22 protein-coding genes and 1 tRNA gene are annotated in these 25,301 nt (G+C 67.5%); 12 read left to right on the top strand and 11 right to left on the bottom strand.

Annotated features, from left to right (window positions below; genetic code table 11):
* Positions 1-34: 34 nt before the first annotated feature.
* The 3 genes from clpX to tig form a co-directional block, all read right to left on the bottom strand.
* Positions 35-1,306: an ATP-dependent Clp protease ATP-binding subunit ClpX gene (gene clpX, locus ACM6JT_RS02255; RefSeq protein ID WP_006489345.1), complete on the bottom strand. Its 1,272-nt coding sequence runs from the start codon at positions 1,304-1,306 to the stop codon at positions 35-37.
* A 166-nt stretch (positions 1,307-1,472) separates the two neighbouring features.
* Positions 1,473-2,126 (bottom strand): ATP-dependent Clp endopeptidase proteolytic subunit ClpP, encoded by a 654-nt coding sequence (clpP, locus tag ACM6JT_RS02260; RefSeq protein ID WP_010092137.1) that lies wholly within the window; start codon positions 2,124-2,126, stop codon positions 1,473-1,475.
* A 140-nt stretch (positions 2,127-2,266) separates the two neighbouring features.
* Complete coding sequence (gene tig, locus ACM6JT_RS02265) at positions 2,267-3,613, bottom strand: trigger factor (RefSeq protein ID WP_034181190.1); 1,347 nt, start codon at positions 3,611-3,613, stop codon at positions 2,267-2,269.
* A gap of 374 nt (positions 3,614-3,987) precedes the next feature.
* Between tig and ACM6JT_RS02270 the strand changes: the two genes are divergently transcribed.
* Both ACM6JT_RS02270 and ACM6JT_RS02275 read left to right on the top strand, forming a co-directional pair.
* Positions 3,988-5,133 (top strand): glycerate kinase, encoded by a 1,146-nt coding sequence (locus tag ACM6JT_RS02270; protein WP_414855918.1) that lies wholly within the window; start codon positions 3,988-3,990, stop codon positions 5,131-5,133.
* A gap of 62 nt (positions 5,134-5,195) precedes the next feature.
* Positions 5,196-5,645, top strand: a complete 450-nt coding sequence (locus ACM6JT_RS02275; protein ID WP_034181188.1) for a MarR family winged helix-turn-helix transcriptional regulator — start codon at positions 5,196-5,198, stop codon at positions 5,643-5,645.
* A 190-nt stretch (positions 5,646-5,835) separates the two neighbouring features.
* Here ACM6JT_RS02275 and ACM6JT_RS02280 read toward each other — a convergent pair whose 3' ends face one another.
* Together ACM6JT_RS02280 and ACM6JT_RS02285 are read right to left on the bottom strand one after the other, a co-directional pair.
* Complete coding sequence (locus ACM6JT_RS02280) at positions 5,836-6,834, bottom strand: 2-dehydropantoate 2-reductase (RefSeq protein ID WP_034181187.1); 999 nt, start codon at positions 6,832-6,834, stop codon at positions 5,836-5,838.
* Positions 6,835-6,933: 99 nt separating this feature from the next.
* Positions 6,934-8,079: a helix-turn-helix transcriptional regulator gene (locus ACM6JT_RS02285; RefSeq protein ID WP_034181186.1), complete on the bottom strand. Its 1,146-nt coding sequence runs from the start codon at positions 8,077-8,079 to the stop codon at positions 6,934-6,936.
* A gap of 301 nt (positions 8,080-8,380) precedes the next feature.
* Here ACM6JT_RS02285 and ACM6JT_RS02290 point away from each other — a divergent pair, with 301 nt between their 5' ends.
* The 4 genes from ACM6JT_RS02290 to ACM6JT_RS02305 all read left to right on the top strand — a co-directional run bounded on the left by ACM6JT_RS02290 (position 8,381) and on the right by ACM6JT_RS02305 (position 12,130).
* Positions 8,381-9,427: a porin gene (locus ACM6JT_RS02290; RefSeq protein WP_414855919.1), complete on the top strand. Its 1,047-nt coding sequence runs from the start codon at positions 8,381-8,383 to the stop codon at positions 9,425-9,427.
* A 20-nt stretch (positions 9,428-9,447) separates the two neighbouring features.
* Complete coding sequence (locus ACM6JT_RS02295; RefSeq protein WP_414855920.1) at positions 9,448-10,656, top strand: MFS transporter; 1,209 nt, start codon at positions 9,448-9,450, stop codon at positions 10,654-10,656.
* A gap of 16 nt (positions 10,657-10,672) precedes the next feature.
* On the top strand, positions 10,673-11,782 hold the full coding sequence (locus ACM6JT_RS02300) for a class II histone deacetylase (RefSeq protein ID WP_414855921.1): 1,110 nt from the start codon (positions 10,673-10,675) through the stop codon (positions 11,780-11,782).
* A gap of 117 nt (positions 11,783-11,899) precedes the next feature.
* Positions 11,900-12,130 (top strand): hypothetical protein, encoded by a 231-nt coding sequence (locus ACM6JT_RS02305; RefSeq protein ID WP_034181181.1) that lies wholly within the window; start codon positions 11,900-11,902, stop codon positions 12,128-12,130.
* 87 nt (positions 12,131-12,217) lie between these two features.
* Here ACM6JT_RS02305 and ACM6JT_RS02310 read toward each other — a convergent pair.
* A tRNA-Leu gene (locus ACM6JT_RS02310) sits at positions 12,218-12,304 on the bottom strand.
* 249 nt (positions 12,305-12,553) lie between these two features.
* On the opposite strand from ACM6JT_RS02310, the gene hpnD reads away from it, so the two are divergent.
* Positions 12,554-13,387: a presqualene diphosphate synthase HpnD gene (hpnD, locus tag ACM6JT_RS02315; RefSeq protein ID WP_034181180.1), complete on the top strand. Its 834-nt coding sequence runs from the start codon at positions 12,554-12,556 to the stop codon at positions 13,385-13,387.
* Between the two features lie 10 nt (positions 13,388-13,397).
* Here hpnD and ACM6JT_RS02320 read toward each other — a convergent pair whose 3' ends face one another.
* From ACM6JT_RS02320 to ACM6JT_RS02330, 3 genes are all read right to left on the bottom strand, one after another.
* Positions 13,398-14,618, bottom strand: coding sequence for a DUF1501 domain-containing protein (locus ACM6JT_RS02320; RefSeq protein ID WP_034181179.1), 1,221 nt, complete (start codon positions 14,616-14,618; stop codon positions 13,398-13,400).
* 67 nt (positions 14,619-14,685) lie between these two features.
* The gene (locus tag ACM6JT_RS02325; RefSeq protein ID WP_414855922.1) at positions 14,686-16,188 is read right to left on the bottom strand and encodes a DUF1800 domain-containing protein; all 1,503 of its coding nucleotides are present in this window, start codon (positions 16,186-16,188) and stop codon (positions 14,686-14,688) included.
* A gap of 133 nt (positions 16,189-16,321) precedes the next feature.
* On the bottom strand, positions 16,322-16,600 hold the full coding sequence (locus ACM6JT_RS02330; protein WP_034181178.1) for a hypothetical protein: 279 nt from the start codon (positions 16,598-16,600) through the stop codon (positions 16,322-16,324).
* A 258-nt stretch (positions 16,601-16,858) separates the two neighbouring features.
* Between ACM6JT_RS02330 and ompR the strand changes: the two genes are divergently transcribed.
* The 4 genes from ompR to ACM6JT_RS02350 all read left to right on the top strand — a co-directional run bounded on the left by ompR (position 16,859) and on the right by ACM6JT_RS02350 (position 20,336).
* On the top strand, positions 16,859-17,593 hold the full coding sequence (gene ompR, locus ACM6JT_RS02335; RefSeq protein ID WP_006478565.1) for a two-component system response regulator OmpR: 735 nt from the start codon (positions 16,859-16,861) through the stop codon (positions 17,591-17,593).
* A 39-nt stretch (positions 17,594-17,632) separates the two neighbouring features.
* Positions 17,633-18,994, top strand: a complete 1,362-nt coding sequence (locus tag ACM6JT_RS02340) for an ATP-binding protein (RefSeq protein ID WP_034181177.1) — start codon at positions 17,633-17,635, stop codon at positions 18,992-18,994.
* A 189-nt stretch (positions 18,995-19,183) separates the two neighbouring features.
* Positions 19,184-19,732 carry a peroxiredoxin gene (locus tag ACM6JT_RS02345; protein WP_034181176.1) on the top strand — a complete coding sequence of 183 codons (549 nt, stop codon included), beginning with the start codon at positions 19,184-19,186 and terminating at the stop codon, positions 19,730-19,732.
* A 76-nt stretch (positions 19,733-19,808) separates the two neighbouring features.
* Entirely contained in the window at positions 19,809-20,336 is a 528-nt protein-coding gene (locus ACM6JT_RS02350; RefSeq protein ID WP_034181175.1) for a carboxymuconolactone decarboxylase family protein, read from the top strand.
* Positions 20,337-20,485: 149 nt separating this feature from the next.
* Here the strand turns inward: ACM6JT_RS02350 and ispF are convergent, their stop codons facing one another.
* The gene (gene ispF / locus ACM6JT_RS02355) at positions 20,486-20,971 is read right to left on the bottom strand and encodes a 2-C-methyl-D-erythritol 2,4-cyclodiphosphate synthase (RefSeq protein WP_034181174.1); all 486 of its coding nucleotides are present in this window, start codon (positions 20,969-20,971) and stop codon (positions 20,486-20,488) included.
* Positions 20,972-20,993: 22 nt separating this feature from the next.
* Positions 20,994-21,704 (bottom strand): 2-C-methyl-D-erythritol 4-phosphate cytidylyltransferase, encoded by a 711-nt coding sequence (gene ispD / locus ACM6JT_RS02360; RefSeq protein WP_175749944.1) that lies wholly within the window; start codon positions 21,702-21,704, stop codon positions 20,994-20,996.
* A 107-nt stretch (positions 21,705-21,811) separates the two neighbouring features.
* On the opposite strand from ispD, the gene mfd reads away from it, so the two are divergent.
* Positions 21,812-25,282, top strand: a complete 3,471-nt coding sequence (mfd, locus tag ACM6JT_RS02365; RefSeq protein ID WP_034181172.1) for a transcription-repair coupling factor — start codon at positions 21,812-21,814, stop codon at positions 25,280-25,282.
* Positions 25,283-25,301: the final 19 nt, after the last annotated feature.

Consider the following 25,301-nt stretch of genomic DNA (forward strand, 5'->3'; position numbering starts at 1 on the left):
CGGCCTTTTTCGCAGAACATCGTCGGCAAGCCGGTCAGTTCGAACCCGCCACCTTCGGCGTGTCCTCGTAGATCAGCAAAGGCTTGCCGTCCCCATCGATGACGTTCTCGTCGATGATGACCTTGCTGACCCCTTTCATCGTCGGCAGCTCGTACATCACATCGAGCAACGCCTGTTCGATGATCGAACGCAAACCGCGCGCGCCGGTCTTGCGGCGGATCGCCTTGCGGGCGACTGCCTGCAGCGCGCCCGGCCGGATCTCCAGTTCGACGCGCTCCATCGCGAACAGCTTGTGATACTGCTTGACGAGCGCGTTCTTCGGCTCGACCAGGATCTTCATCAGCGCGGCTTCGTCGAGCTTGCCGAGCGTCGCGACCACCGGCAGGCGGCCGATCAATTCGGGGATCAGACCGAATTTGATCAGGTCTTCCGGTTCCGTTTCGCGCAGCACTTCGCCCGCGTCGCGCTCCTGCTTGCTCTTGACCGTCGCGCCGAAGCCGATGCCGGTTTTCTCGGTGCGATCGGTGATCACCTTCTCGAGACCGTCGAATGCGCCGCCGCAGATGAACAGGATGTTGGTCGTGTCGACCTGGATGAAATCCTGGTTCGGGTGCTTGCGGCCGCCCTGCGGCGGCACCGACGCCATCGTGCCCTCGACGAGCTTCAGCAGCGCCTGCTGGACGCCCTCGCCCGACACGTCGCGCGTGATCGACGGGTTGTCCGACTTGCGGCTGATCTTGTCGATTTCGTCGATGTAGACGATCCCGCGCTGGGCCTTGTCGACCTCGTAGTTGCAGTTCTGCAACAGCTTCTGGATGATGTTCTCGACGTCCTCGCCGACGTAGCCGGCTTCGGTCAGCGTCGTCGCATCGGCGATCACGAACGGCACGTTGAGCAACCGCGCGAGCGTCTGCGCGAGCAGCGTCTTGCCGGAGCCCGTCGGGCCGATCAGCAGGATGTTGCTCTTCGACAGCTCGACGTCGTCCTTCTTGTCGAGATGCTTCAGGCGCTTGTAGTGGTTGTACACGGCCACCGCGAGGATCTTCTTCGCGCGCTCCTGGCCGATCACGTACTGATCGAGGATGTCGCGAATTTCCTGCGGGCTCGGCAGATCCGACCGGGACAGGCTGGCCTCGACGCCCGCGGCAGCCGCCTCGTCGCGAATGATCTCGTTGCAGAGGTCGATACATTCATCGCAGATGAACACCGACGGGCCCGCGATGAGTTTTTTCACCTCATGCTGGCTTTTCCCGCAAAACGAGCAATACAACAGCTTCTCGCTGTTCGAACCTTTTTTGTCCGCCATGAATGTAGAGCCTCCGGACAGGTAAATGACATGATACGCCGAATGCTCCGAACGCCGCGCCTAGGGCGCGACCGGAGCCGGCCGGATGCGCTTGCCGCAGAGGCTCGGGGCGTGCGGAACATCGCAGGGGCGCCGCGCGAATCGGGGCGGCACCCCACTTAAAAGTTTACGGGCGCTTCAGCAGCACCTGGTCGATCAGCCCGTACGCCTTCGCGTCTTCGCTCGACATGAAGTTATCACGGTCGGTGTCGCGCGCGATGCGCTCGACGTCCTGGCCGGTGTGCTGCGCGAGCAACTGGTTCAGCCGCTCCTTCAGGTAGAGGATTTCGCGCGCCTGGATCTCGATGTCGGATGCCTGGCCGCGTGCGCCGCCGAGCGGCTGGTGGATCATCACGCGCGAGTTCGGCAGCGCGAAGCGCTTGCCCTTCGCGCCCGACGCCAGCAGGAACGCGCCCATGCTGGCCGCGAGGCCCATGCACAGCGTCGATACGTCCGGCTTGATGAACTGCATCGTGTCGTAGATCGCCATGCCGGCCGACACCGACCCGCCCGGACTGTTGATGTACAGGCTGATGTCCTTGTCGGGATTCTCGCTCTCGAGGAACAGCAACTGCGCGACCACGAGGTTCGCGGTCTGGTCGTTCACTTCGCCGACCATGAACACCAGGCGCTCCTTCAGGAGACGCGAATAGATATCGTACGAACGCTCGCCGCGGCCGCTCGTTTCGACGACGATCGGCACCAGCCCCAGTGCTTGCGCCTCGAAACCCTGCGGCGCGTTCGAAGCAAGCATGTCCAGCAATTCAGCGCGAGTGATCATTCAATGAACCTTGTTCGAATGGAAAATTGAACGGAGGGAAGCCGCCCGCTCAATCGCCATATTAATGGCAACCGTGCGCTTGACGTAAAAACGGCGTGCAGGCCGTCGCTCCGACAGCCGGCACGCCGCTAGAGCGACACTTACGCTTGCGCCGATGCGCTCGCGAGTGCCTCGAAGCTCACTTCCTTGTCCGTCACCTTTGCCTTGCCCAGCACGAAATCGACGACGTTGCTTTCAACGACGAACGCTTCCATCTCGGCGAGGCGCTGCTGGTTGGAATAATACCAGCGGACCACTTCCTTCGGGTCTTCGTAGCTCTTTGCGAACTCGTCGACTTCCGCGCGGATCTGTTCCGGCTTCGCTTCCAGGCTGTTCGACTTCACGAGCTCGGCCAGCACGAGGCCCAGCTTCACGCGACGCTCGGCCTGCTCGGCGAACATCTCGGCCGGGATCGGTGCGTCCTTCGCGTTCGGCACGCCGCGCTGCGCCAGATCCTGGCGAGCCATTTCGACCAGACGCTGCTGGTCCTGCTCGATCAGCGCCTTCGGCACGTCGAGTTCGGAAATCTTCAGCAGTGCGTCCATCACCTGGTTCTTGACGATCGACTGCGTGCGGCGCTTCGCTTCGCGCTCGAGGTTTTCCTTGATCTCGCCGCGCATCTTCGTGAGGTCGCCATCTTCGATGCCGAGCGACTTCGCGAATTCGCCGTCGATTTCCGGCAGGTGCGGCCACTCGATCTTCTTCATCGTGACCGTGAATTGCGCGGTCTTGCCCGCGACGTCGGCACCGTGGTAGTCGTCCGGGAACTTCAGGTCGAACGTGCGCGATTCGCCGGCCTTCAGGCCCAGCGCCGCGGTTTCGAATTCCGGCAGCATGCGGCCTTCGCCGAGCACGAACGGGAAGTCTTCGGCCGTGCCGCCCTGGAACGCGACGTCGTCGATCTTGCCGACGAAGTCGACCGTCACGCGGTCGCCGTTCTTCGCTGCGGTGTCCGCGCCGCCGTCGCCGTGCTCGCCGGCTTCGCCGCGTGCGTGGTAGTGCACGCGCTGCTTGCGCAGGATGTCCAGCGTGCGGTCGATTTCGGCGTCGCCGATCGACGTGGTCGAGCGCTCGACTTCAGCCGTCGCCAGATCGCCGATCTTCACTTCCGGGTAGACCTCGAACGTCGCGTCGAACGCGTACGCATCTTCGGCTTGCTCCTGCTTCGGCTCGAAGCTCGGCTGGCCGGCGACGCGCAGGTTTTCCGCGCGGCTGATCGTGAAGAACTCCTGGCCGATCTTGTCGCTCAGCACTTCCGCCTCGACCTGACCCGAGTACTGCTGCGCGACCATCTTCAGCGGCACCTTGCCCGGGCGGAAACCCGGCATGCGCACGTTCTTCGCGAGTTTCTGGATACGGGCGTCGATTTCCTTCTGCACGGTGTCTTTCGGCAGGGAAATCGTCACGCGGCGTTCAAGCTTGCCGAGGTTCTCAACAACGTTAGCCATGGCTTCAATCGTCCTAAAATTATTCGAGCGAATCGGGTTTTCCTTGCCGTGCCTGCCTGCGGCATTGCATATGCCGCGCCGGAGCGCCACGCCATCCCTGCACGCGCCGGATGGCTAGCGCAAGCGGCTCGGAGCACGGCTTTGGCCGGAAGAATCGACTATTCTAGCAAACAATTTTCCTCGCACCTCCAGTTCGGCGCGACGCGCATGCGTCTGCGCCATGTCAGCAGCCCCTTGCACGGCAATGCGCGCGGATCGCCGCTATGCCGTACGCCGTATCCACCGCGGGCCCGCCATCCTGTAAGCTCCGATTGAGGGTGCGCCGCCGTCGCGCCCCATTATTCTTCACACCAATCACGCCTTCCGGAGACACCATGCCGCAACACCCGTCCGCGCCTGTCGTCGTCATCGCGCCCGATTCGTTCAAAGGCTCGCTTTCCGCCGAGCAGGTCGCGGATGCGATCGCCACCGGCATCCGCCGCGCGCGCCCCGACGCGGTCGTGCGCTGCTGCCCGATGGCCGACGGCGGCGAAGGCACGCTCGACGCGATGCTGGCCGGCGGCGGCACGCGGCGCTCGCTGCGGGTGGCCGGCGCGTCGCTCGCGGCACGCGACGCGGCGGTCGGTGTGATCGACGCGCGCACCGCGATCGTCGAGACGGCCGAGATCGTCGGCATTACCGATCCGGTCGGCATGAGCGTGCCGGTCGACGCGCGCAGCACGCGCGGGATGGGCGAGGCGATCCGCACGCTGCTCGACGACGGCGTGCGCCGCTTCTTCGTCGCGCTCGGCGGCAGCAGCACCAACGACGCGGGCGCCGGGCTGCTCGCGGGCCTCGGCCTGCAATGCTTCGACGCGGCCGGCCAGCCGGTCGAGCCCGTGCCGTCGCGGCTCGCCGACATCGCGCGCATCGACGCGTCGGCGCTCGACCCGCGCCTGAAGGAAACGGAATTCGTCGGCATGTCCGACGTCGACAACCCGCTGACGGGCGCGCACGGCGCGACCGCCGTGTTCGGCCCGCAAAAAGGCGTGACGTCCGCGCAGGTTGCGACCCTCGACGCCGCGCTCGGCCATTTCGCCGATCTGCTCGAAGCCGCGCTCGACCGACGCGCCCGCGACCTGCCCGGCGCCGGCGCCGCGGGCGGCCTCGGTTTCGCGCTGCACATGCTCGGCGCGCAGTTCGAAGCCGGCGCCGAAGTGGTCGCGCGGCAGGTCGGGCTCGACGCGGCGCTCGCCGGCGCCGACTGGCTGATCACCGGCGAAGGCCGCTCCGACGTGCAGACGCTGCACGGCAAGGCGCCGTTCATCGCGTGCCGGCACGCACAGGCCGTCGGCGTGCCCGCGTCGCTGCTGTCGGGTGCGGTCGACCCGGCCGCGCTGCCGCGCCTGTCCGAACATTTTTCCGGCTGCTTCTCGCCGGCTCCCGGGCCGATCACGCTCGACGTCTCGATCCGCGACGCAGCGAACCTGCTCGCGAACGAAGCGGAGCAATTGACACGCCTGAAGTACGGCGCACACTGACCGTTGACCCGAGCGCGCGATACAGGAACAATCGGGCCCGCCCTTTTTCTTCAGGATTCGCTATGAAAGGCCGTCAAACCGGGCTCGATCAGTTTCTGACCTATCGCCTCCATGCACTCACGAAGCGATCCGACCGCGGGATCGGCGAGGTGTACCGGCACAAGCTCGACATCTCGCTGCCCGAAGCACGCGTGATCGCCGCCGTCGGCGCGTTCGGTCCGTTCTCGATCATGGATCTCGCGCGCCACACCAATCTCGACAAGAGCCAGGCGAGCCGCGCGGCCGAAGCGCTGCTGCGCCAGGGGCTGCTCGAGCGCAGCGCGAGCGACGAGGATGGCCGGATCGTGCTGATCGCGCTGACCACCGACGGCCGCGCGCTGCATCGCAAGATCATGCCGATCGTGCGCAAGTGGAACGACGGGTTGCTCGCGTGCCTGTCCGACAGCGAACGCCAGACGTTCGAGCGGCTGCTCGACAAGGTCGTCGCGCACGCAACCGAGCGGGACGACTGAGCCGCGTGACGGGCTCGGCATCGGCAGACGATCGAGCGCTGCCGGCAGCATTGATCCGACGAATTCGACGGGCCGCCCGGGCCGCGTAACCAGCGACCGGGCGGCCCGTTTTGCATCATGCGGCGGCATCCGCCAAGGGTCGCGCTTCGCCGCGTTGCCCGCGACCGCGAATCCATCAGGCTCGCAGACGCTACAGCCCGCTGTTGGCCGCGCGCTGGCGCAGCAGCCCGAGCACCGCGTCGCAATACGGGGTCGGCACATCGAGCTTGCGCCCGAGCTCAGGAAACACGCCGAGGATCGGCCCGATCTCGAGCGGACGCCCCGCTTCGAAATCCTGCAGCATCGACGTCCTGAACGCGCCGAGCTTGCGCGTGACCGCGATCCGTTCGGGACCGCTCATCCCCGTCGACAAGCCGAGCTTCGCGCCGATCGCGGCAGCCTCCTCCATCATCCGCAGCGCGAGATCCTGCGTGAACGGATCGTCGAGCAACTGCTCGGCCGTCGATCCCGTCAGCGCACTCAGCGGATTCATGTTCATGTTGCCCCACAGCTTCGCCCAGATCTCGGTCCGGATCGCGGGCGTCGATTCAACGTCGAAACCACCCGCCGCGAGCGCAGCGGCGAACCGTGCGGTGGCCGAGTCGAGCCGCGGATCGGGTGCGCCGACGATCAGCCGGTTGCCGCGCCCGCGGCGCACGACGCCCGGCGCGTCGGTGCTCGACGACAGGTGCACGACGCAGCCGATCGCCTGCGCGGGCGGCAGCGCCGCCGACACCGCGCCGGCCGGATCGACCGCGTCGAGCGGCACGCCGTCGATCGGTCCTTCGAGCCCATGCGTGAACCACCACGGCAGCCCGTTCATCGCCGCGACGATCACGGTGTCCGGCCCGACCAGCGGCGCGATGCGCGCGGCCAGCGCCGGCAGCGCCTGCGCCTTCAGCGCGATCACCACGTAGTCCTGCACGCCGAGCGCGGCCGCATCGTCGCTCGCGCGCACCGGCACCGACGATGTGACGCCCGCCTCGTCGATCACGCGCACGCCGTGCGCGTTCAGCGCGTCGAGCGTCGCGCCGCGTGCGTATGCGCTCACGGTCATGCCGGCCCGCGACAGCGCGGCCGCGAGCAATCCGCCGATCGCGCCGACACCGACCACCGCCGCGCGCACCGACCCTGAATTCGTGTCGTTCATGATGGAATTCCGTCTCCCGGGAGCTGACGAGCATAACGCTCAATGGTTGCGGATACAACCATTATGGCGGAGCGTGCCACGTGCGCGCGTTCGAGCGATTCAGCGCGGCTCGCCGCCCGCTTCCACCGGTTCGTCATCGGTCGCGCCGCCCGTCGCGCCGAGCACGCCCGCGATCTGGCTCTTGTCGTGCATGCCGAGCTTGCGGTACGCACAGCGCAGGTAGTGGCGCACGGTCGTCGGCGAAATCGCCATCTGTTGCGCGACTTCCTTGTGCGAACGGCCGGCGCCGTAATAACGGATCGCGGCCAGCTCGCGCGGGCTCAACCGGTCGAGCAGCGAGCGCGGCCGTGCCTCGATCTGGAACAGCCCCGCGACGGGCACGCACTGGATGCGCAGCGCATCGCCTACGAACGGCTGGCCCGACTGGCGCCGCAGGTGCGCGACGAGCGGCTGCGGCACGCGCGCGCCGGCCCACGCCGGCCATTCGGCGCGCAGCACGTCGTCAAAGCCATGATCGGCGTGGTGGAGCACGCCGAAGTTGTCGCACAGCGCGCGTGCGGCCGGTGCGACCGTATCGCCGCGCTCGCGCGTGAGCTGCGCGGCGCGATTGATCGTGAGCGCGGCCGCGAGATGCGGAATCACTTCCTCGAAACGGCGCGCATCGTCGTCGCTGAACGGGCGATTCAGGCCCTGGCGGTAGATCGACATGAACGTCGTCAGGCCGAAGCGGCGATCGAGCGTGCACACGCACATCAGTTGCGCGAGCCCGTACTTCACGCACCAGTCGCGAAACCGCGCATCGAGCCCCGGCTCGACGACCGACAGCCGCACCGCACGTCCGTGCGCGCCGCGCAGCGTGCGGTGCGCGAGCGGGTCGCAGTCGCGCACACGCTTCCAGTCGCCGAAGAACGCGTGCGGCAGGCGATACAGAAAGCTGTTGTGCATCACGGGTCCGGTGGACGCATGCGTCGCGACGCCCGTCCATGCGGCGTCGAACGGGACGAGCGCCTGCAGCAGCGTAAAGAAGCGGTATTCGAATTCGCCGATGCCGGACTGCGCGGCGACCGCGTACAGATCGAGCAGCATCAGCCCGAGTTCGCGCTGCGATGCGTCGCCGCGTGCGACACCATCGAAATCGGCACGACGCGAAGGCAGCGGCGGCCACGCGAATTCGTCGAGCACGATGGCGGCCGGCACGTCGCGCAACGCTTCGAGATCCTGCCCGGTATCCGTCGTGATCCTCACCTTCCGCCCCCTGCCCGACCGGGCCGCTGATGCGCGCAACGCAGTCCGCCGATTATAGCGAGCGGCTTTTTTGGCGGGCCACGGTGCCGGAACCGGCGGCAACCCCATCCATTTGAACGGTGCGCGGCACGTTGCTGCTCCGCAGCACGCCGTGCCGAGGCATCGCGCCGCGTGCATGCCGCGCACTTCGGGTTTTCCGCACCGTTCATCTGTACGACTGTTCGAAGGTTTTCCCGCTGCGGACACTGCGTCGCGACAACACCAACGACAAACCGATGCAGCACGGTATGGAGAACCCCTCGTGACGAAACCCAGCTTCATCCGCACGGCCGCGGCCGCCGCGACGCTCGCCGCGTGCAGCGCCGCCGCGCACGCGCAGTCGACCCTCACGCTGTACGGCGCGCTCGACGCCGGCGTGCAATACCTGACGCACGCCGACGGGCGCCACTCGGCCGTGCAGTTGCAGAACTACGGCATCCTGCCTTCGCAGATCGGGCTGAAGGGCAACGAGGATCTCGGCGGCGGCTGGCGTGCGCTGTTCAAGCTCGAACAGGGCCTCAACCTCAACGACGGCACCGCGACCGTGCCCGGCTACGCGTTCTTTCGCGGCGCGTATATGGGTATCGCAGGGCCGGTCGGCACCGTCACGTTTGGCCGGCAGTTCAGCGTGCTGTTCGACAAGACGCTGTTCTACGATCCGCTCTGGTACGCGTCGTACAGCGGCCAGGGCGTGATCGTGCCGATGAACGCGAACTTCATCGACCACTCGATCAAGTACCAGTCGCCGACGTTTGCCGGCTTCGACGTCGAGGCGCTCGCCGCGACGGCCGGCGTCGCCGGCAATACGCGTGCCGGACGCGTGCTCGAACTCGGCGGCCAGTACACGAGCAACGGCCTGTCGGTCAGCGCGGTGCTGCATCAGGCGCGCGGCGATGTGTCGGCGGCCGCCGACGCGTCGGCGCGCCGCCGCGAACTCGGCACGCTCGCCGCGCGCTATGCGTTCGCGTCCCTGCCGCTCACCGTCTACGTCGGCGTCGAACGCCTGACGGGCGACCTCGACGCGGCGCGCACGATCGTCTGGGGCGGCGCGCGCTATCTGAGTCCGAACGGAATCGGCCTGAACGCGGGCGTCTACCACACCGACTCGCGCACGCCGGCGATCGGCCATCCGACGCTGTTCATTGCGAGCACCACGTACGCGCTGTCGAAACGCACCGTCGCGTACGCGAACCTCGGTTATGCGCGCAACAGCGGCCAGAGTTCGCAGACCGTCTACGAATACGACCCGACGCCGCTCGCCGGCACGTCGCAGTTCGGCGCGATGGTCGGCATGTACCACCTGTTCTGATTCCCCAACGAGATCCCGCCATGAAAATCTTGTCTCCGGATGCCGCACTCTCGCCCGACGGCCGCGCGCCGACGTTCGCGCGCTCGACGCTCGCCGCGCTCGTCGTGTTCGCGGCCATCACGCCATTGCTGCTGCTCGTCGCACCGGCCGTCGCGAGCCAGCTCGCGATGCAGCTCGGGCTGTCCGCATCGCAGATCGGCACCTACTTCTTCGTCGAACTCGGTGCGTTCAGCCTCGCGACCGTGCCGTCGTACCTGTGGCTCGGCCGCGTCGACGCACGCCGCGTCGCCGCGTTCGCGATCGCGCTGTTCGGCGTGGGCAACCTGCTGACCGCGCTGTGGATGCCGGGCTTCGCCGCGCTGCTCGCGCTGCGCGCCGTCACCGCGCTCGGCGGCGGCTCGCTGATGGTGCTCTGCATGACGAGCGCGGCAACGAGCAGCAACAGCGATCGCGTGTACGGGCTGTGGGTCGTCGGCCAGTTGGTCGCGGGCGCGATCGGCCTGTTCGTGCTGCCGCATGTGTTCGCCGCGTTCGGGCTGCGCGCGCTGTACATCGCGCTCGCCGCGCTGGCGCTGCTCGCGGCACCGCTGTCGCGCGGCTTTCCGTCGTCGCTCGGCGCGCGGATGGCGTCTGCGCAAACCGCGCATGACGCTGCGACGCATGCGCCGCGAAGCTTCGTCGTGCTCGCAATCGGCGCGGTGCTGACGTTCTATCTCGCGATCGGCAGCGTGTGGACTTTCGCGAGCCGCGCGGCGGCGGATGCCGGGCTCGATCCGCAGTCGACCGGCAACGTGCTCGCGATCGCGAGCGTGATGGGAATCGCCGGCGCGGCACTCGCGTCGTGCGCCGGCGGCCGGCTCGCGCGGCGCGCGATGCTGGCCGCCGGTTACGCGCTGCTCGCGGCCTCGCTCGTCGCACTCGCCGCGATGCGGCACGCGGGCGGCTACAGCGCGGCGATCTTCGCGTTCAAGTTCGCGTGGACCTTCGTGCTGCCGTTCATCCTCGCGACCGTCGCGCAGATCGACACGTCGGGCCGCCTCGTCGCGACGCTCAATTTCGTGATCGGCGCCGGCCTCGCGGCCGGCCCGCTGCTCGCCGGGCTGATGCTCGACGCCGGCGGCACGATGCGCGCGCTGTTCGCGGCCGCGACGGCCGTCGCGATCGTTTCGTTCGCCGCGCTGCGCCATATCGATCGCAGCGCACGCCCAGCCGTTTCCTCCCAACCGTGACAGGTCACGCACATCCATGAATCGCACTGCCTTCTTCACCGACGAACGCACTTTCTGGCACACCGGCGGCACGCACGCGCTGTTCTTCCCGGTCGGCGGCTGGGTCCAGCCGCCGTCGAGCGCGGGCTACGCGGAATCGCCCGATTCGAAGCGCCGCTTCCTGTCGCTCGTGCAGGCTTCGGGCCTTGCCGCGCAGCTCGACCTGCGCGGCGCCGCCCCAGCCACGACCGCCGACCTGCTGCGCATTCATCCGGCGCACTATCTCGACGCGTTCCGCGCACTCAGCGACGCGAACGGCGGCGACCTCGGCGATCTCGCGCCGTTCGGCAAGGGCAGCTACGAGATCGCCGCGCTGTCGGCCGGCCTCGCGATCGCGGCGGTCGACACGGTCGTCGGCGAGCGCGCGGCCAATGCGTTCTCGCTGTCGCGGCCGCCCGGCCATCACTGCCTGCGCGACCGCCCGATGGGCTTCTGCATGCTGGCTAACATCCCGATCGCGATCGAGGCCGCCCGCGCGAAACACGGCATCGAGCGCGTCGCGGTGATCGACTGGGATGTGCATCACGGCAACGGCACGCAGTCGATCTACTACGACGATCCGGACACGCTGACGATCTCGCTGCACCAGGACCGCTGCTTCCCGCCCGGCTACAGCGGCGTGGACGATCGCGGCGAAGGCGCGGGTATCGGTGCGAACCTGAACGTGCCGCTGCTCGCGGGCAGCGGCGACGATGCGTATCGCTACGCATTCGAGCGGATCGTGCTGCCGGCGCTGGAACGCTTCCGGCCCGAGCTGATCGTCGTTGCGAGCGGCCTCGACGCGAGCGCGGTCGACCCGCTCGCGCGCATGCAGCTGCATACCGACAGCTATCGGTTCATGACGCACGCGGTGAAGGATGCCGCGCGGCGCCATTGCGACGAGCGGCTCGTGATCGTTCACGAAGGCGGTTATTCGGAGGCGTACGTGCCGTTCTGCGGGCTCGCGATCGTCGAGGCGCTGGCCGGCATTCGCACCGACGTCGCCGATCCGATGCTCGACCTCGCGATCGCGCAGCAGCCGGGCGAGAGGTTCGTCGCGTTCCAGCGCGAGCTGCTCGACGAACTGGCTGCGTCGTTCGGGTTGTAACTTGTAACGCTCGGGAATGAACATGACGGGGCCGGCATGCGCCGGCCCTTGCGCGATCCGTGCGGATGGGGTTTCCTGTGCTTTTACCCCTGTTTCGGCCGAGGCCGCACTCTTCCGATGAAATCGTCCCCGCGCGATAACGACGACAATGCCAAGACGCGCCGCCAGCCTTCGAAGCTGGTGCTAAACATCGCCGCCGTGGCGGTCGGCCTCATCACGTTCGCGATCGGCGCGGCGTGGTTGATCTATAGCTGGATCGTCGATCGTGAAGCGCAGTATTTCGCGATCCCGCTGGTGTTCTCGGTGCCGGTGATCGTGGCAGTCGCGATCCGGAGCTTCTGGGAGTAGGCGCGCTTGAAACAAAAAAGCGCTGCGGTCAGCCGACCGGCAGCGCTTTTTCGGGAACGGCACCTTGACGGGTGCTGGTCCGACTTCTGGTGCGTGAGGCCGGACTCGAACCGGCACACCCTTGCGGGCGTCAGGACCTAAACCTGGTGCGTCTACCAATTTCGCCACTCACGCGCATTTTCCGTCGCCTGACCGCGCGGCACGCAAGATGCGGTCTCCACGCGCCCGGGACTGCTCGGGACACTTCACGCCGGCCTGAAAACCGGCACGTCCGATCAGGCGAGCGCGAGATTCTACCCGATCCGTGCGGCCTTGTCTCGCCCTGCCGGCACCCGTCGTGCAGCGGTGCTAGAATGCCGCGCTCGACGTTTCGGCACCGCGCCGCCGCGCGTCCCCCGAACCCGCCCCCACCCGATTCCGCCCGTGAACTTCGACGACTACTGTCAGCAAAAGGCCGCCCCCGCGGGCTCCAGCGTCTACTACGCGTTGCGTCAGGCGCCGCTCGCCACGCAGCCGCGCCTGACGGCGCTGTTCGCGCTGCGCCGCGAGCTCGAGGAAACCGTCAAGGAAACCAGCGACCCGACCATCGGCCACACGAAGCTCGCGTGGTGGCACAAGGAACTCGCGGCACTGGCCGACGCTCAGCCGTCGCACCCCGTCACGAAGGCGCTCGCGCAGCATCATCCGGCGATCGCCGCCGAGGCCGACGCGTTGCGTACGCTCGTCAACGGTTACGGGATGGACCTCGAACAGGCGCGCTACCTCGATTTCGCGAACCTGCAGCGCTACATCGCGCAGGTCGGCGGCACCTTCGCGTCGCTGGTCGCGCGCGCCAGCGCCGCGAACCCGGCCGACCCGCAGCCGTGGGCCGCGGACACCGGCCGCGCGCTGATGCTCGCGCAATTCGTGCAGGAACTCGGCAACGACGCGCGCCACGGCCGCATCTACCTGCCGATCGACGAACTGCAGCGCTACAACGTGACCGCAGCCGATCTGCTGAACCGCCGCTACAGCCCGGCCTTCACCGAGTTGCTGCAATTCCAGACGGCGCGCGCGCGCGAAGCGCTCGCGGCCACCGATGCCGCGATCCCCGCGCCCGAACGCCGCGCGCAGCGCACGCTGCGCGCGCAGATCGCGCTGGCCGGCGCGCTGCTCGACGAAATCGAGCGCGACGGCTACCAGGTGCTGCACCAGCGCATCGCGCTGACGCCGATCCGCAAGCTGTGGATCGCGTGGCGCGCCGCACGCCGGCGCTGAACCTGACGCATCACGCCTTCAACAACGGCAGCGTGTCGAAGCGCTGCTGCAGCACGCGCGTCGCGTCGAGCCCCCACCACGGCCCGAGCACGGTCGCGTAGAGCTGGCGGAAATCGACCGCGACCGGCAGGTTGCCGTTGCCGTCGAGCCGCCCGAGCGCCGGCGGCGCGCCGTACAGGCCCCCGGCCACGCGGCCGCCCATCACGAAATGCGGCGCGGCCGTGCCGTGATCGGTGCCGTTGCTCTGGTTCTCGCGCACGCGCCGCCCGAATTCCGCATACGTCATCACGAGCGTCTGGTTCCAGCGCCCGAGTTCGATCAGCGCGCCGCGCATCGCGCTCATTCCTTCCGCAAACTGCTTGAGCAGCGCGGCCTGCTGCCCCGGCTGGTTCTGGTGCGTATCGAAGCCGTTGAGCGTCAGGCGCAGCACCGCGACGCCATCCTGCGCACCGGGCCCGGACGCTTCGCATGCGGCCAGCACCTGCATCGCGGTCTTGACCGACGTGCCGAACGTGCCGGCCGGAAACGCCGTCCTGAATTCACGCATCCCGCCGCGCGGGCGCAGCCGGTCGGCTGCCTTCACGATGTCGTTCTCGACGTCGATGATGTGCGCCAGCGCCGGGTTCTGCTCGCGCAGCGACGACGGTTCGGCAAGCCGGGCCGCACGGATGAACTGCGCGGGATTGACGAGCGCAATCGCGCGCGCGCCGTTCGCGAGCGGCCCCATCTCCGCGCTGCCGAGCACGACGCCGTCCGCCGCGAAACCGGGCGGCACCGGCGCCTGCGCGAACGTGCGCGTGAGCCAGCCTTCGTGCAGGTACTGGTCCGAACGCGACGCGGTATCCCAGATCTCGATCGAGCGGAAATGCGACAGATTCGGCTGCGGATAACCGACGCCCTGCACGACCGCGACCTGCCCGTCACGCCACAGCGGCATCAGCGGCGCGAGCGACGGGTGCAGCCCGGTGTGCGCGTCGAGTTGCAGCACCTGCTCGCGCTTGATGCCGATGCCGCGCCGGAACTGGTAGTACAGCGGGTCCGCATACGGCACCACCGTGTTGAGGCCGTCGTTGCCGCCCTTCAGCTCGACGAGGATCAGCACGTTCGCATAGCCGGCCGCCGCTTGCCGGCCAGTTGTCGCCCCCGAGGCCGCCAGCGCGGGCGATTGCCACATCGACACGCCCGCCGCGGCAGCGGCGCCCGTCAGCGTCAGAAAATCACGTCGGTTCATCGCGCATCCTTTGGTTCGCCGCTCGGCACCTTGGCCGCTCCGGCGCTCCGATTCGTCGTCGTTTGCATCATTTCAGTTGATAGGCCGGATCCATCAGCAGCGCTTCGAGATACGCGCTGCCGGTCGAATCCGTGTCGATCGCCGCGACCGGCGACACCGGCAGCACCGCGTGCTGGAGCTGAAGCTCGGTCGACAATCCCGCGATCGCCTGCGGCCGCGCGCGATATTGCGCCAGCCAGCGTTCGAGATCGAAGCGCAAGCCGCCGCGCGCGGGCTTGGCCGGTGCGCCGCGCATCCCGGCAGCGGACGCCGTATCGGCCACCGGCATCGCTTGCGCACGCGCGTTCGGCGGCGGCGCCATCGGATGCGCCGGCGGCCGCATGCCGGCCGTCTCCGTCGCGCGGAACAGTTGCTCGACGAACTGCTTGCGCGCCAGCAGCGTCGTGCTGTTGATCCACAGCGCGCCGCCCGGCCAGCCCTTCACGTTCGGCGGATAGAACAGGTTCTGCCCGAGCGTGCGCACGGTGTTCGCGAGCATCTGCGGATCGCCGTACGCGACGTCGAACAGCCGCACCGACCCGACGACGAACTCGGCCGGCGACTTGACGAGCACGCCGCGGTTGCGCGGATCCCAGAACGCGTCGGTCGACCACAGCGCGGCGAGCGCCGCGCGAATGTCGTAGCCGCTCGCGCGAAACCGCTCGGCCACGCTATCGAGCGCGCCCGCGTCGGGCGTATCCGACACGAACTCGCGCCACAGCTTGCCGACGATGAAGCGCGCGGTGCCGGGCCGCTTCAGCAGGATGTCGACAAAGCCGTCGCCGTCGAACGGCCCCGTCTCGCCGAGAATCGTCTTGTCGCCCGCGTCGTGCCATTCGGGCCGCACCTCGAAGCGCAGCGTATCGGGATCGATCGTCCAGCCCGTCATCGCACGCGCGGCTTCGGTCACGTCGTACTGCGTGTAATGCCCTTCGCCGAGCGTGAACAGCTCCATCACCTCGCGCGCGAAATTCTCGTTCGGGCGCCCCTTGCGATTGCTCGCGCCGTCGAGATACTGCAGCATCGCCGGGTCCTTCGCGACCGCGTGCAACAGCGTGCCGAAGTTGCCGAGCGCCTCGCGGCGAAAGAGCGCGTTCTGCGCGGCCATCGTTTGCGGATAAGGCACCTTGTCCTGCCCCGACGTGAAGTGCCCGTGCCAGAACAGCGTCATGCGCTCGGTCAGCGGCGACGGCGTCACGACCATCTCGTTGACCCACGCCGCGCGCAACGCCTCGTAGCGGCGATCGCGCTCGCGCTGCTCGTCGCGCCGCATGTCGGGGGTCAGCGCCTGGCGCTGCGCGCGCGTCGGCGGCAGCTCGGCGAGCCAGTCGGGCCACGCCGTGACGGGTTCGCGGCGAACGTTGCCGAGCGTGTCGGCCACGACCTGCGCGCGCGTCATGCCGACGATGCGCGCGACCTCGGCGGGCGCGGGAGAGAAACCGGTGCGGCTCAGGAAAAACAGCGCATCGTCGGCGTCGAGCGCCGACTGCATGGCGGGCGACGGCACCGGTGCGGCAGCGTTCGCTTTCATCGTCATGGACTCCCGGAACGCACCGGCGGTGCGGATGCCGGTACAACGGCAATCGGCAGGCGAAAGTTGACGGAAAAAGTGCTACGAATTTTTTCGGCGCGGTGTGTTCCGCGCAGGTCGAGGACGGCACGCGTCAGCGCTTGTACAACTCGCGAACGGCGTCTTCGATGTGCTGGCGCAAAAGGTGGCGCTCCTCGGGCGTCATGTGCCCGTCGCGGCGGCGCTGTTCGAGATCGGGAGGCACGGCGGAACGGACCGTCGTATCGGCGGCATGATCGGGCTGCTGCGTTTTGCCGCGCGGCAGCTTGCGCGACGGCGCACCCTGCTCGGGGCGCTGCGCATACGCGAAGTTCGACGCATATGGACCGGCAAGCGCGATCGTCAGCATCAGTGCAATCCGGGCAGATCGCATGACCGTCCTCGCTTCTTTGGTCGATTTGTTCCCTTCGTCACGCGGCAACCGGCTACCTCTGGTACTTGAAAAACCCTGCGGAATTCGGGTGTGCAAAGATGAAAGATGGAATGCAGGGGAGTATCTACCGAACTTCGGCTTCGAGTAAAGGAATCTCTATAGCCTGCCTTTACTCGGCGCGACACTACGGGTAAATTTTGTAACCGACTGTAACGCGCGAAAATTCGCGGCCGTGCGCCAATTCCCATTCGCGATAAGATGCCGATCATGGAAACGAAAAACCCCTCCAAGATTCTCGTCGTCGACGACGACCCACGCCTGCGCGATCTGCTGCGCCGCTATCTCGGCGAGCAGGGTTTCAACGTATATGTCGCAGAAAACGCGACCGCGATGAACAAGCTCTGGGTCCGCGAGCGCTTCGACCTGCTCGTGCTCGACCTGATGCTGCCGGGCGAAGACGGCCTGTCGATCTGCCGCCGCCTGCGCGGCAGCAACGACCGCACGCCGATCATCATGCTCACCGCGAAGGGCGAGGACGTCGATCGCATCGTCGGCCTCGAGATGGGCGCCGACGATTACCTGCCGAAGCCGTTCAACCCGCGCGAACTCGTCGCGCGCATTCACGCGGTGCTGCGCCGCCAGGCGCCGGCCGAACTGCCGGGCGCACCGTCCGAAACCACCGAGGTGTTCGAGTTCGGCGAGTTCTCGCTGAACCTCGCGACGCGCACGCTGACGAAGTCCGGCCAGGAAATTCCGCTGACGACCGGCGAGTTCTCGGTGCTGAAGGTGTTCGCGCGTCATCCGCGCCAGCCGCTGTCGCGCGAGAAGCTGATGGAGCTCGCGCGCGGCCGTGAATACGAAGTGTTCGACCGCAGCCTCGACGTGCAGATCTCGCGCCTGCGCAAGCTGATCGAGCCGGATCCGGGCAGCCCGCGTTTCATCCAGACCGTCTGGGGCCTCGGCTACGTGTTCATTCCGGACGGCGCCGCCTGATTTTTTCTTTTCCGGTTTCGCCCGCCCACGGCCCGTCCCATGCGTATTGACCGGCGCCTCCTGCAGCTCGCATTCGGCGGGCTGTTCTGGCGCACCTTCCTGCTGATCGCGCTGCTGATCTCGGTCAGTCTCGCCGCGTGGTTCCAGAGCTTTCGCGTGATCGAGCGCGAGCCGCGTGCGCAGCGCGTCGCGCTGCAGCTCGTCGCGGTCGTGAAGCTCACGCGCACCGCCCTGCTCTATTCCGATCCCGATCTGCGGCGCGCGCTGCTGCAGGATCTCGAGAGCAACGAGGGCGTGCGCGTTTACCCGCGCGAGAAAACCGACAAGTTCAAGCTGCAGCCCGACGAATCGCTGAATCGCCTGATCGAGCACGACATCCGCAGCCGCCTCGGCGACGATACCGTGATCGCGCAGTCGGTCAACGACATTCCCGGCGTGTGGATCAGCTTCAAGATCGACGACGACGATTACTGGGTCGCGCTCGATCGCGACCAGCTCGACAACGTCACGGGCCTGCAGTGGGCCGGCTGGGGGCTGTTCGCGCTCGCGCTGTCGCTGTTCGGCTCCGCGTTCATCACGAGCCTCGTGAACCGGCCGTTCTCGCGGCTCGCGCTCGCCGCGCGCCAGGTCGGCTCGGGCCAGGCGCCCGAGCCGCTGCCCGAGCGCGGGATGGGTGTCGCGGCCGACACCAATCGCAGCTTCAACCAGATGGTGCGCGACCTCGAACAGCTCGAGGCCGACCGCGCGCTGATGCTCGCGGGCATCTCGCACGACCTGCGCACGCCGCTCGCGCGGCTGCGCCTCGAAACCGAGATGAGCCCGTCCGACCAGGCCACCAAGGACGCGATGGTCGACGACATCGAGCAGATGGACCGCATCATCGCCGCCTTCATCGACTACGCGCGCCCGTCGCAGCGCAAGCCCGAGCCCGTCGACCTGTCGTCGATCGCGCAGGAGGTTGCCGCGCGCATAGCGAGCGAGGACGGCGTCGAGATCCGCACGCGGCTCGCGCCGAGCGCGGTCATCGAAGCCGACGAGACCGACATGCGCCGCGTGATCGGCAATCTCGTCGAGAACGCGCGCAAGTACGGCCAGAGCAAGCAGGACGGCATCTCGCGCATCACGCTCGAGACGCGCATATCGCACGCGCGCGTCGAGCTGTCGGTGAGCGACGAAGGCCCCGGCATCCCCGAAGATCAGCTGCCGCTCGTGATGCGGCCGTTCTATCGCGTCGACACCGCGCGCACCAAGGCGGACGGCACGGGCCTCGGGATGGCGATCGTGCTGCGGCTCGTCGGCCGCTATCGCGGCGCGCTGCGACTGCGCAACCGCAACCCCGAAGCGGGCCTCGAAGTCACGCTCGAATTCCCCGGCGCCGGCAAGGCGCGTGCGACCGCGTGACGCGCTCGCGCACGCTTCTTGCGCCCCACACTATCGATCCGGTTGAAAAAAACTATGAAGATCGTTAGTCAAAATCTATTGAAGCATTTTATTAATAGCGTTATAGTCTGCCGCATGCTGTCACATCATCGTTGCAGCACCGAGGTAGCTTGACTCAGCCTTCTTCCCAACTCATACAGGAGTATCCGCATGAAAACCGTGGGCGATAAACTCGAAGCTTTCACCGTCGTAGCCGCGAAGCCGGGCTTCAACAATCACGAGGAAAACGGCCAGTCGGCGTTCGAGACCGTCACCGAAGCGTCGTTCCCGGGCAAGTGGAAGATCATCTACTTCTATCCGAAGGATTTCACGTTCGTGTGCCCGACGGAAATCGTCGAGTTCGCGAAGCTGACGAAGCAGTTCGAAGAGCGCGACGCCATCCTGCTCGGCGGCAGCTCGGACAACGAATTCGTCAAGCTCGCATGGCGCCGTGAGCACAAGGACCTCGACAAGCTGAACCACTACTCGTTCGGCGACGTCAAGGGCGAGCTGATCGACCAGCTCGGCGTGCGCGACAAGGAAGCCGGCGTGGCCCTGCGTGCAACGTTCATCGTCGATCCGGACAACACGATCCAGCACGTTTCGGTGAACAACCTGAACGTCGGCCGCAGCCCGGAAGAAGTCCTGCGCATTCTGGACGGCCTGCAAACGGACGAACTGTGCCCGTGCAACCGTGCAGTCGGCGGCGCAACGCTGTAAGCGCATCGATGCACGAAGCCCGCGGCGCACGTCCTGCCTGCGGGCTTTTTTAACGGCCAACCCATAGGAGATATCAATGGAATTCATCGATTCGATTAAGGCACGTATTCCCGACTACGCGAAGGACATTCGCCTGAACCTCGACGGCACGATCTCGCGCTCGTCGCTCGAAGGCACCGATGCGGTCGGCGTCGCGCTGGCGGCGGCGATCGCGGCGAAGAGCACGGTGCTCGTGAAGACGATCCGCGAAGCCGGCGTGCTGTCGCCCGAAGAGACGAACGCCGTGCTGACGGCAGCCGCGCTGATGGGGATGAACAACACCTGGTATCCGTATGTCGAGATGGCCGACGACGCCGATCTGAAGACGCAGCGCGCCGAGCTGCGGATGGGTGCGTACGCGACGCACGGCGGCGTCGACAAGCGCAAGTTCGAGATGTACGCGCTCGCCGCGTCGATCGTCGGCAAGTGCCACTTCTGCGTGAAGTCGCACTATGCGCTGCTGAAGGACGAGCAAGGGATGACCGTCACGCAGCTGCGCGACGTCGGCCGCATCGCGTCGGTGATCAACGCCGCCGCGCAGGTGATCGCCGCCGAAGGCGAGTAAACGGCTGCATGAGCGGTTTCGCCGCGCGACCGGCAGCCGTGCCGGAGCGGCAGCCGCCCCAAACGAAAATGCCACGCATCAGCGTGGCATTTTTCATTTCCGCAGCACCACCGCGCGCGGAACGAGCCGCGCGCCGCCACAACCGGCCATCAGCCGCCCTGCCTGACCAGCAGCGCGGCAGCCTGCGCCTCGATGCCCTCGCCGCGGCCGAGATAGCCGAGCTTCTCGTTGGTCTTCGCCTTCACGTTCACGCGGTCGAGCGGCAGCCCGAGATCGGCCGCGATGTTCGCGCGCATCCCGTCGATATGCGGCGCGAGCTTCGGCGCCTGCGCGATCACGGTGCTGTCGACGTTCTGGATCGTGAAACCGGCCGCCTGCACGCGGGCGACGCACTCGCGCAGCAGCACGCGGCTGTCCGCGCCCTTGAACGCCGCGTCGGTGTCGGAGAAATGGCGGCCGATGTCGCCGAGCGCCGCCGCGCCGAACAGCGCATCGGTGATCGCGTGCAGCAGCACATCCGCGTCCGAGTGGCCGAGCAGGCCGCGTTCGTACGGAATCGTCACGCCGCCGATGATGAGGGGGCGCCCCGGGACGAGCTGGTGCACGTCGTAGCCTTGTCCGATTCTGAAATCCATGCGTGTTCCGATTGAGTAAGTGTCAGGTGGATTGTGGGGCGCGCGCGAGGATCGCTTCCGCGAGCGCGAAATCTTCCGGATACGTGACCTTGAAGTTGCGCAGGCTGCCCTGCACCACGCGCGGCGTGTGGCCCGCCCATTCGATCGCGCTCGCTTCGTCGGTCAGGTCGTGCCCTTCGCGCTGCGCGCGCAGGATCGCGTCGCGCAGCATGCCGATGCGGAACATCTGCGGCGTCTGCGCCTGCCACAGCGCGTCGCGCGACTCGGTGCGCTCGATCGCGTCGCCGCCGGCCGGCACGCGCTTGAGCGTATCGGCCACCGGCAGTGCGACGATGCCGCCGACCGGGTCGTCCTTCAGCGTCGCGACGAGCGTACGGATCAGCTCCGGCGTGATGCCCGGGCGCGCGGCATCGTGCACCAGCACCCAGTCGTGGTCGGTCGCGCCGAATTCGGCCAGCCCGAGCAGCCCGTTCAGCACCGACGCCTGCCGCGAGCCGCCGCCGCAGCGGCGCACCGCGAAGCGCAGGCCCGCGAAGCGGCGCGCGTCGAAATGGGAATCGTCGGGCGCGAGGACGACGAGCGTCTGCGCGAATTCGCTGCACGCGTCGAACGCGGCGAGCGTGTAATGCAGCAGCGCGCGGCCGGCCAGCGTGCGATATTGCTTCGGCACGGCCGAACCGGAGCGGCTGCCCGTGCCGGCACAGGGAATCAGGGCGAAAAGTCGGGGAGTCACGAAAGGAAACGCCGGAAAGGTGAAATCGAGAAGCGGATTTTATAATAGGTCTTTCGTCTCGACCGGCGCACCGCGATGCGCCCGTGCACGCCACCCCTGCCGTCCCTATGCCAGATAACGCTTCCACCCTGTCCGCCTCGCCCGTTGCCCGCGTCAAACCCGGCCAGCGCTTTGCCTTCGACGGCGCGCACGGTTCCGCCGACGCGCTCGCCATCGCCCGTTATCTCGCCGACAACCGCCGGGACGTGCCGCTCCTCGCGGTGATCTGTGCGAACGCGGTCGACGCGCAGCGGCTTTCGCAGGAAATCCGCTACTTCTCGCCCGATGCGCGCGTGCGCCTGCTGCCGGACTGGGAAACGCTGCCGTACGACACGTTCTCGCCGCACCAGGACCTCGTGTCCGAGCGGCTCGCGACGCTGCACGACCTCGGCGAAGGCCGCTGCGACATCCTGCTCGTGCCCGCCACCACCGCGCTGTACCGGATGCCGCCCGCGTCGTTCATGGCCGCGTACACGTTCGCGTTCGCGCAGGGCGAAAGGCTCGACGAGGCGAAGCTGAAGGCGCAGCTCACGCTGGCCGGCTACGAGCACGTGAGCCAGGTCGTGCGGCCCGGCGAATACTGCGTGCGCGGCTCGCTGATCGACCTGTACCCGATGGGCTCGCCGCTGCCGTACCGGATCGACCTGTTCGACGACCAGGTCGACTCGATCCGCGCGTTCGACCCCGACACGCAGCGCAGCCTCTACCCGGTGCGCGACGTGCGCCTCTTGCCCGGCCGCGAGTTCCCGTTCGACGAAGCCGCGCGCACGGCCTTCCGCAGCCGCTGGCGCGAGACCTTCGAAGGCGACCCGAGCCGCGCGCCGATCTACAAGGACATCGGCAACGGCGTGCCGTCGGCCGGCATCGAGTATTACCTGCCGCTGTTCTTCGACGAAACGGCCACGCTGTTCCACTACCTGCCGCAGGACGCGCACCTCGTGTTCACCGGCGATCTCGAAGCGTCGATCCGCCGCTTCACGGCCGATACGAAGCAGCGCCACGCGTTCCTGTCGCACGATCGCGAGCGGCCGATCCTGGAGCCGCAGCGCCTGTTCCTGTCCGACGAGGATTTCTTCGCGTTCGCGAAGCCGTTCGCACGCGTCGTGCTGCCCGCGCAACCGGCCGGCGGCTGGGCGACCGCGCTGCCCGAGCTCACCGTCGACCGGCATTCCGACGATCCGCTCGCGTCGCTGCGTACGTTCGTCGAATCGTCGGGCAAGCGCGTGCTGCTGACCGTCGAATCGGCCGGCCGCCGCGAGACGATCCTGCAGTTGCTCGCCGAGCACCATCTTCGGCCGGTGTCGAACGACCATTTCGCCGGCTGGCTCGCGAGCGACGAACGCTTCGCGCTCGGCGTCGCGCCGCTGTCGAGCGGCTTCGCGGTGCCGGGCGAAGGCTACGCGATCGTCACCGAGACCGAGCTGTACGGCGCGCTCGGCCGCCGCGCGGGCCGTCGCCGGCAGGAACAGGCCAGCAACGTCGACGCGATGGTGCGCGACCTGTCGGAGCTGAAGGTCGGCGACCCGGTCGTCCACGCGCAGCACGGCATCGGCCGCTACATGGGCCTCGTGTCGATGGATCTCGGCGAAGGCGAAACCGAATTCCTGCATCTGGAATACTCAGGCGACAGCAAGCTCTACGTGCCCGTCGCGCAATTGCACGTGATCTCGCGCTACAGCGGCGCCGATCCCGACAGCGCGCCGCTGCACGCGCTCGGCTCCGGCCAGTGGGAGCGCGCGAAGCGCAAGGCCGCGCAGCAGATCCGCGATACGGCCGCCGAGCTGCTGAACCTGTACGCGCGCCGCGCGGCCCGCGAAGGCCACGCGTTCGCGCTCGACCCGCGCGACTACGTGAAATTCGCGGAAAGCTTCGGCTTCGAGGAAACGCCCGACCAGGCTGCCGCGATCGCGGCCGTGATCGGCGACATGACGAGCGGCAAGCCGATGGACCGCCTCGTATGCGGCGACGTCGGCTTCGGCAAGACCGAGGTCGCGCTGCGCGCCGCGTTCATCGCGGTGATGGGCGGCAAGCAGGTCGCGCTGCTGTCGCCGACCACGCTGCTCGCCGAGCAGCACACGCAGACCTTCGTCGACCGCTTCGCGGACTGGCCGGTGCGGATCGTCGAGCTGTCGCGCTTCAAGACCACGAAGGAAGTCAACGCGGCGATCGCGCAGATCAACGAAGGCAGCGTCGACATCGTGATCGGCACGCACAAGCTGCTGTCGTCGGACGTGCAGTTCAAGCGCCTCGGCCTCGTGATCATCGACGAGGAACACCGTTTCGGCGTGCGCCAGAAGGAAGCGCTGAAGGCGCTGCGCGCGGAAGTCGACGTGCTGACGCTCACCGCGACGCCGATCCCGCGCACGCTCGGGATGGCGCTCGAAGGGCTGCGCGATTTCTCGGTGATCGCGACCGCGCCGCAGAAGCGGCTCGCGATCAAGACCTTCGTGCGCCGCGAGGAGGAAAGCGTGATCCGCGAGGCGATGCTGCGCGAGCTGAAGCGCGGCGGCCAGGTGTACTTCCTGCACAACGAGGTCGAGACGATCGAGAACCGCAGGGCAATGCTCGAGGAGCTCGTGCCCGAGGCGCGCATCGTGATCGCGCACGGCCAGATGCACGAGCGCGAGCTCGAGCGCGTGATGCGCGATTTCGTCGCGCAGCGCGCGAACGTGCTGCTGTGCACGACCATCATCGAGACCGGCATCGACGTGCCGAGCGCGAACACGATCATCATGCACCGCTCGGACAAGTTCGGCCTCGCGCAGCTCCACCAGTTGCGCGGCCGCGTCGGCCGCTCGCATCACCAGGCCTATGCGTACCTGCTGGTCCACGATCCGCAGGCACTGACCAAGCAGGCGCAGCGCCGGCTGGAAGCGATCCAGCAGATGGAGGAACTCGGCTCGGGCTTCTATCTCGCGATGCACGACCTCGAGATCCGCGGCACCGGCGAAGTGCTCGGCGACAAGCAGTCGGGCGAGATCCACGAGATCGGCTTCCAGCTTTATACGGACATGCTGAACGACGCGGTGAAGGCGCTGAAGAACGGCAAGGAGCCCGACCTCACCGCGCCGCTGGCCGCGACGACGGAAATCAACCTGCATGCGCCCGCGATCCTGCCGGCCGACTACTGCGCGGACGTGCAGGAGCGGCTGTCGCTGTACAAGCGTCTCGCGAACTGCGAGCACGGCGACGCGATCGACGGCATCCAGGAGGAACTGATCGACCGCTTCGGCAAGCTGCCGCCGCAGGCGCACGCACTCGTCGAGACGCACCGGCTGCGCATCGCCGCGAAGCCGCTCGGCATCGTGAAGATCGACGCGAGCGAAGCCGCGATCGGGCTGCAGTTCGAGCCGAATCCGCCGATCGATCCGATGCGGATCATCGACATGGTGCAGAAGCACCGGCACATCAAGCTCGCGGGCCAGGACAAGCTGCGCATCGAGACGCGCTCGCCCGATCTCGCGATCCGCGTGTCGACGATCAAGGAAACGCTGCGCGCGCTCGCGCCGAAGCAGGGAGCGGCCGCCGCGGTGCGCTGAGGGCCGCGGCGATGCTGCA

The sequence above is a fragment of the Burkholderia sp. IT-111MI5 genome, from assembly GCF_949752865.1.
GTDB classification, from domain to species: Bacteria; Pseudomonadota; Gammaproteobacteria; order Burkholderiales; family Burkholderiaceae; genus Burkholderia; species Burkholderia pyrrocinia_C.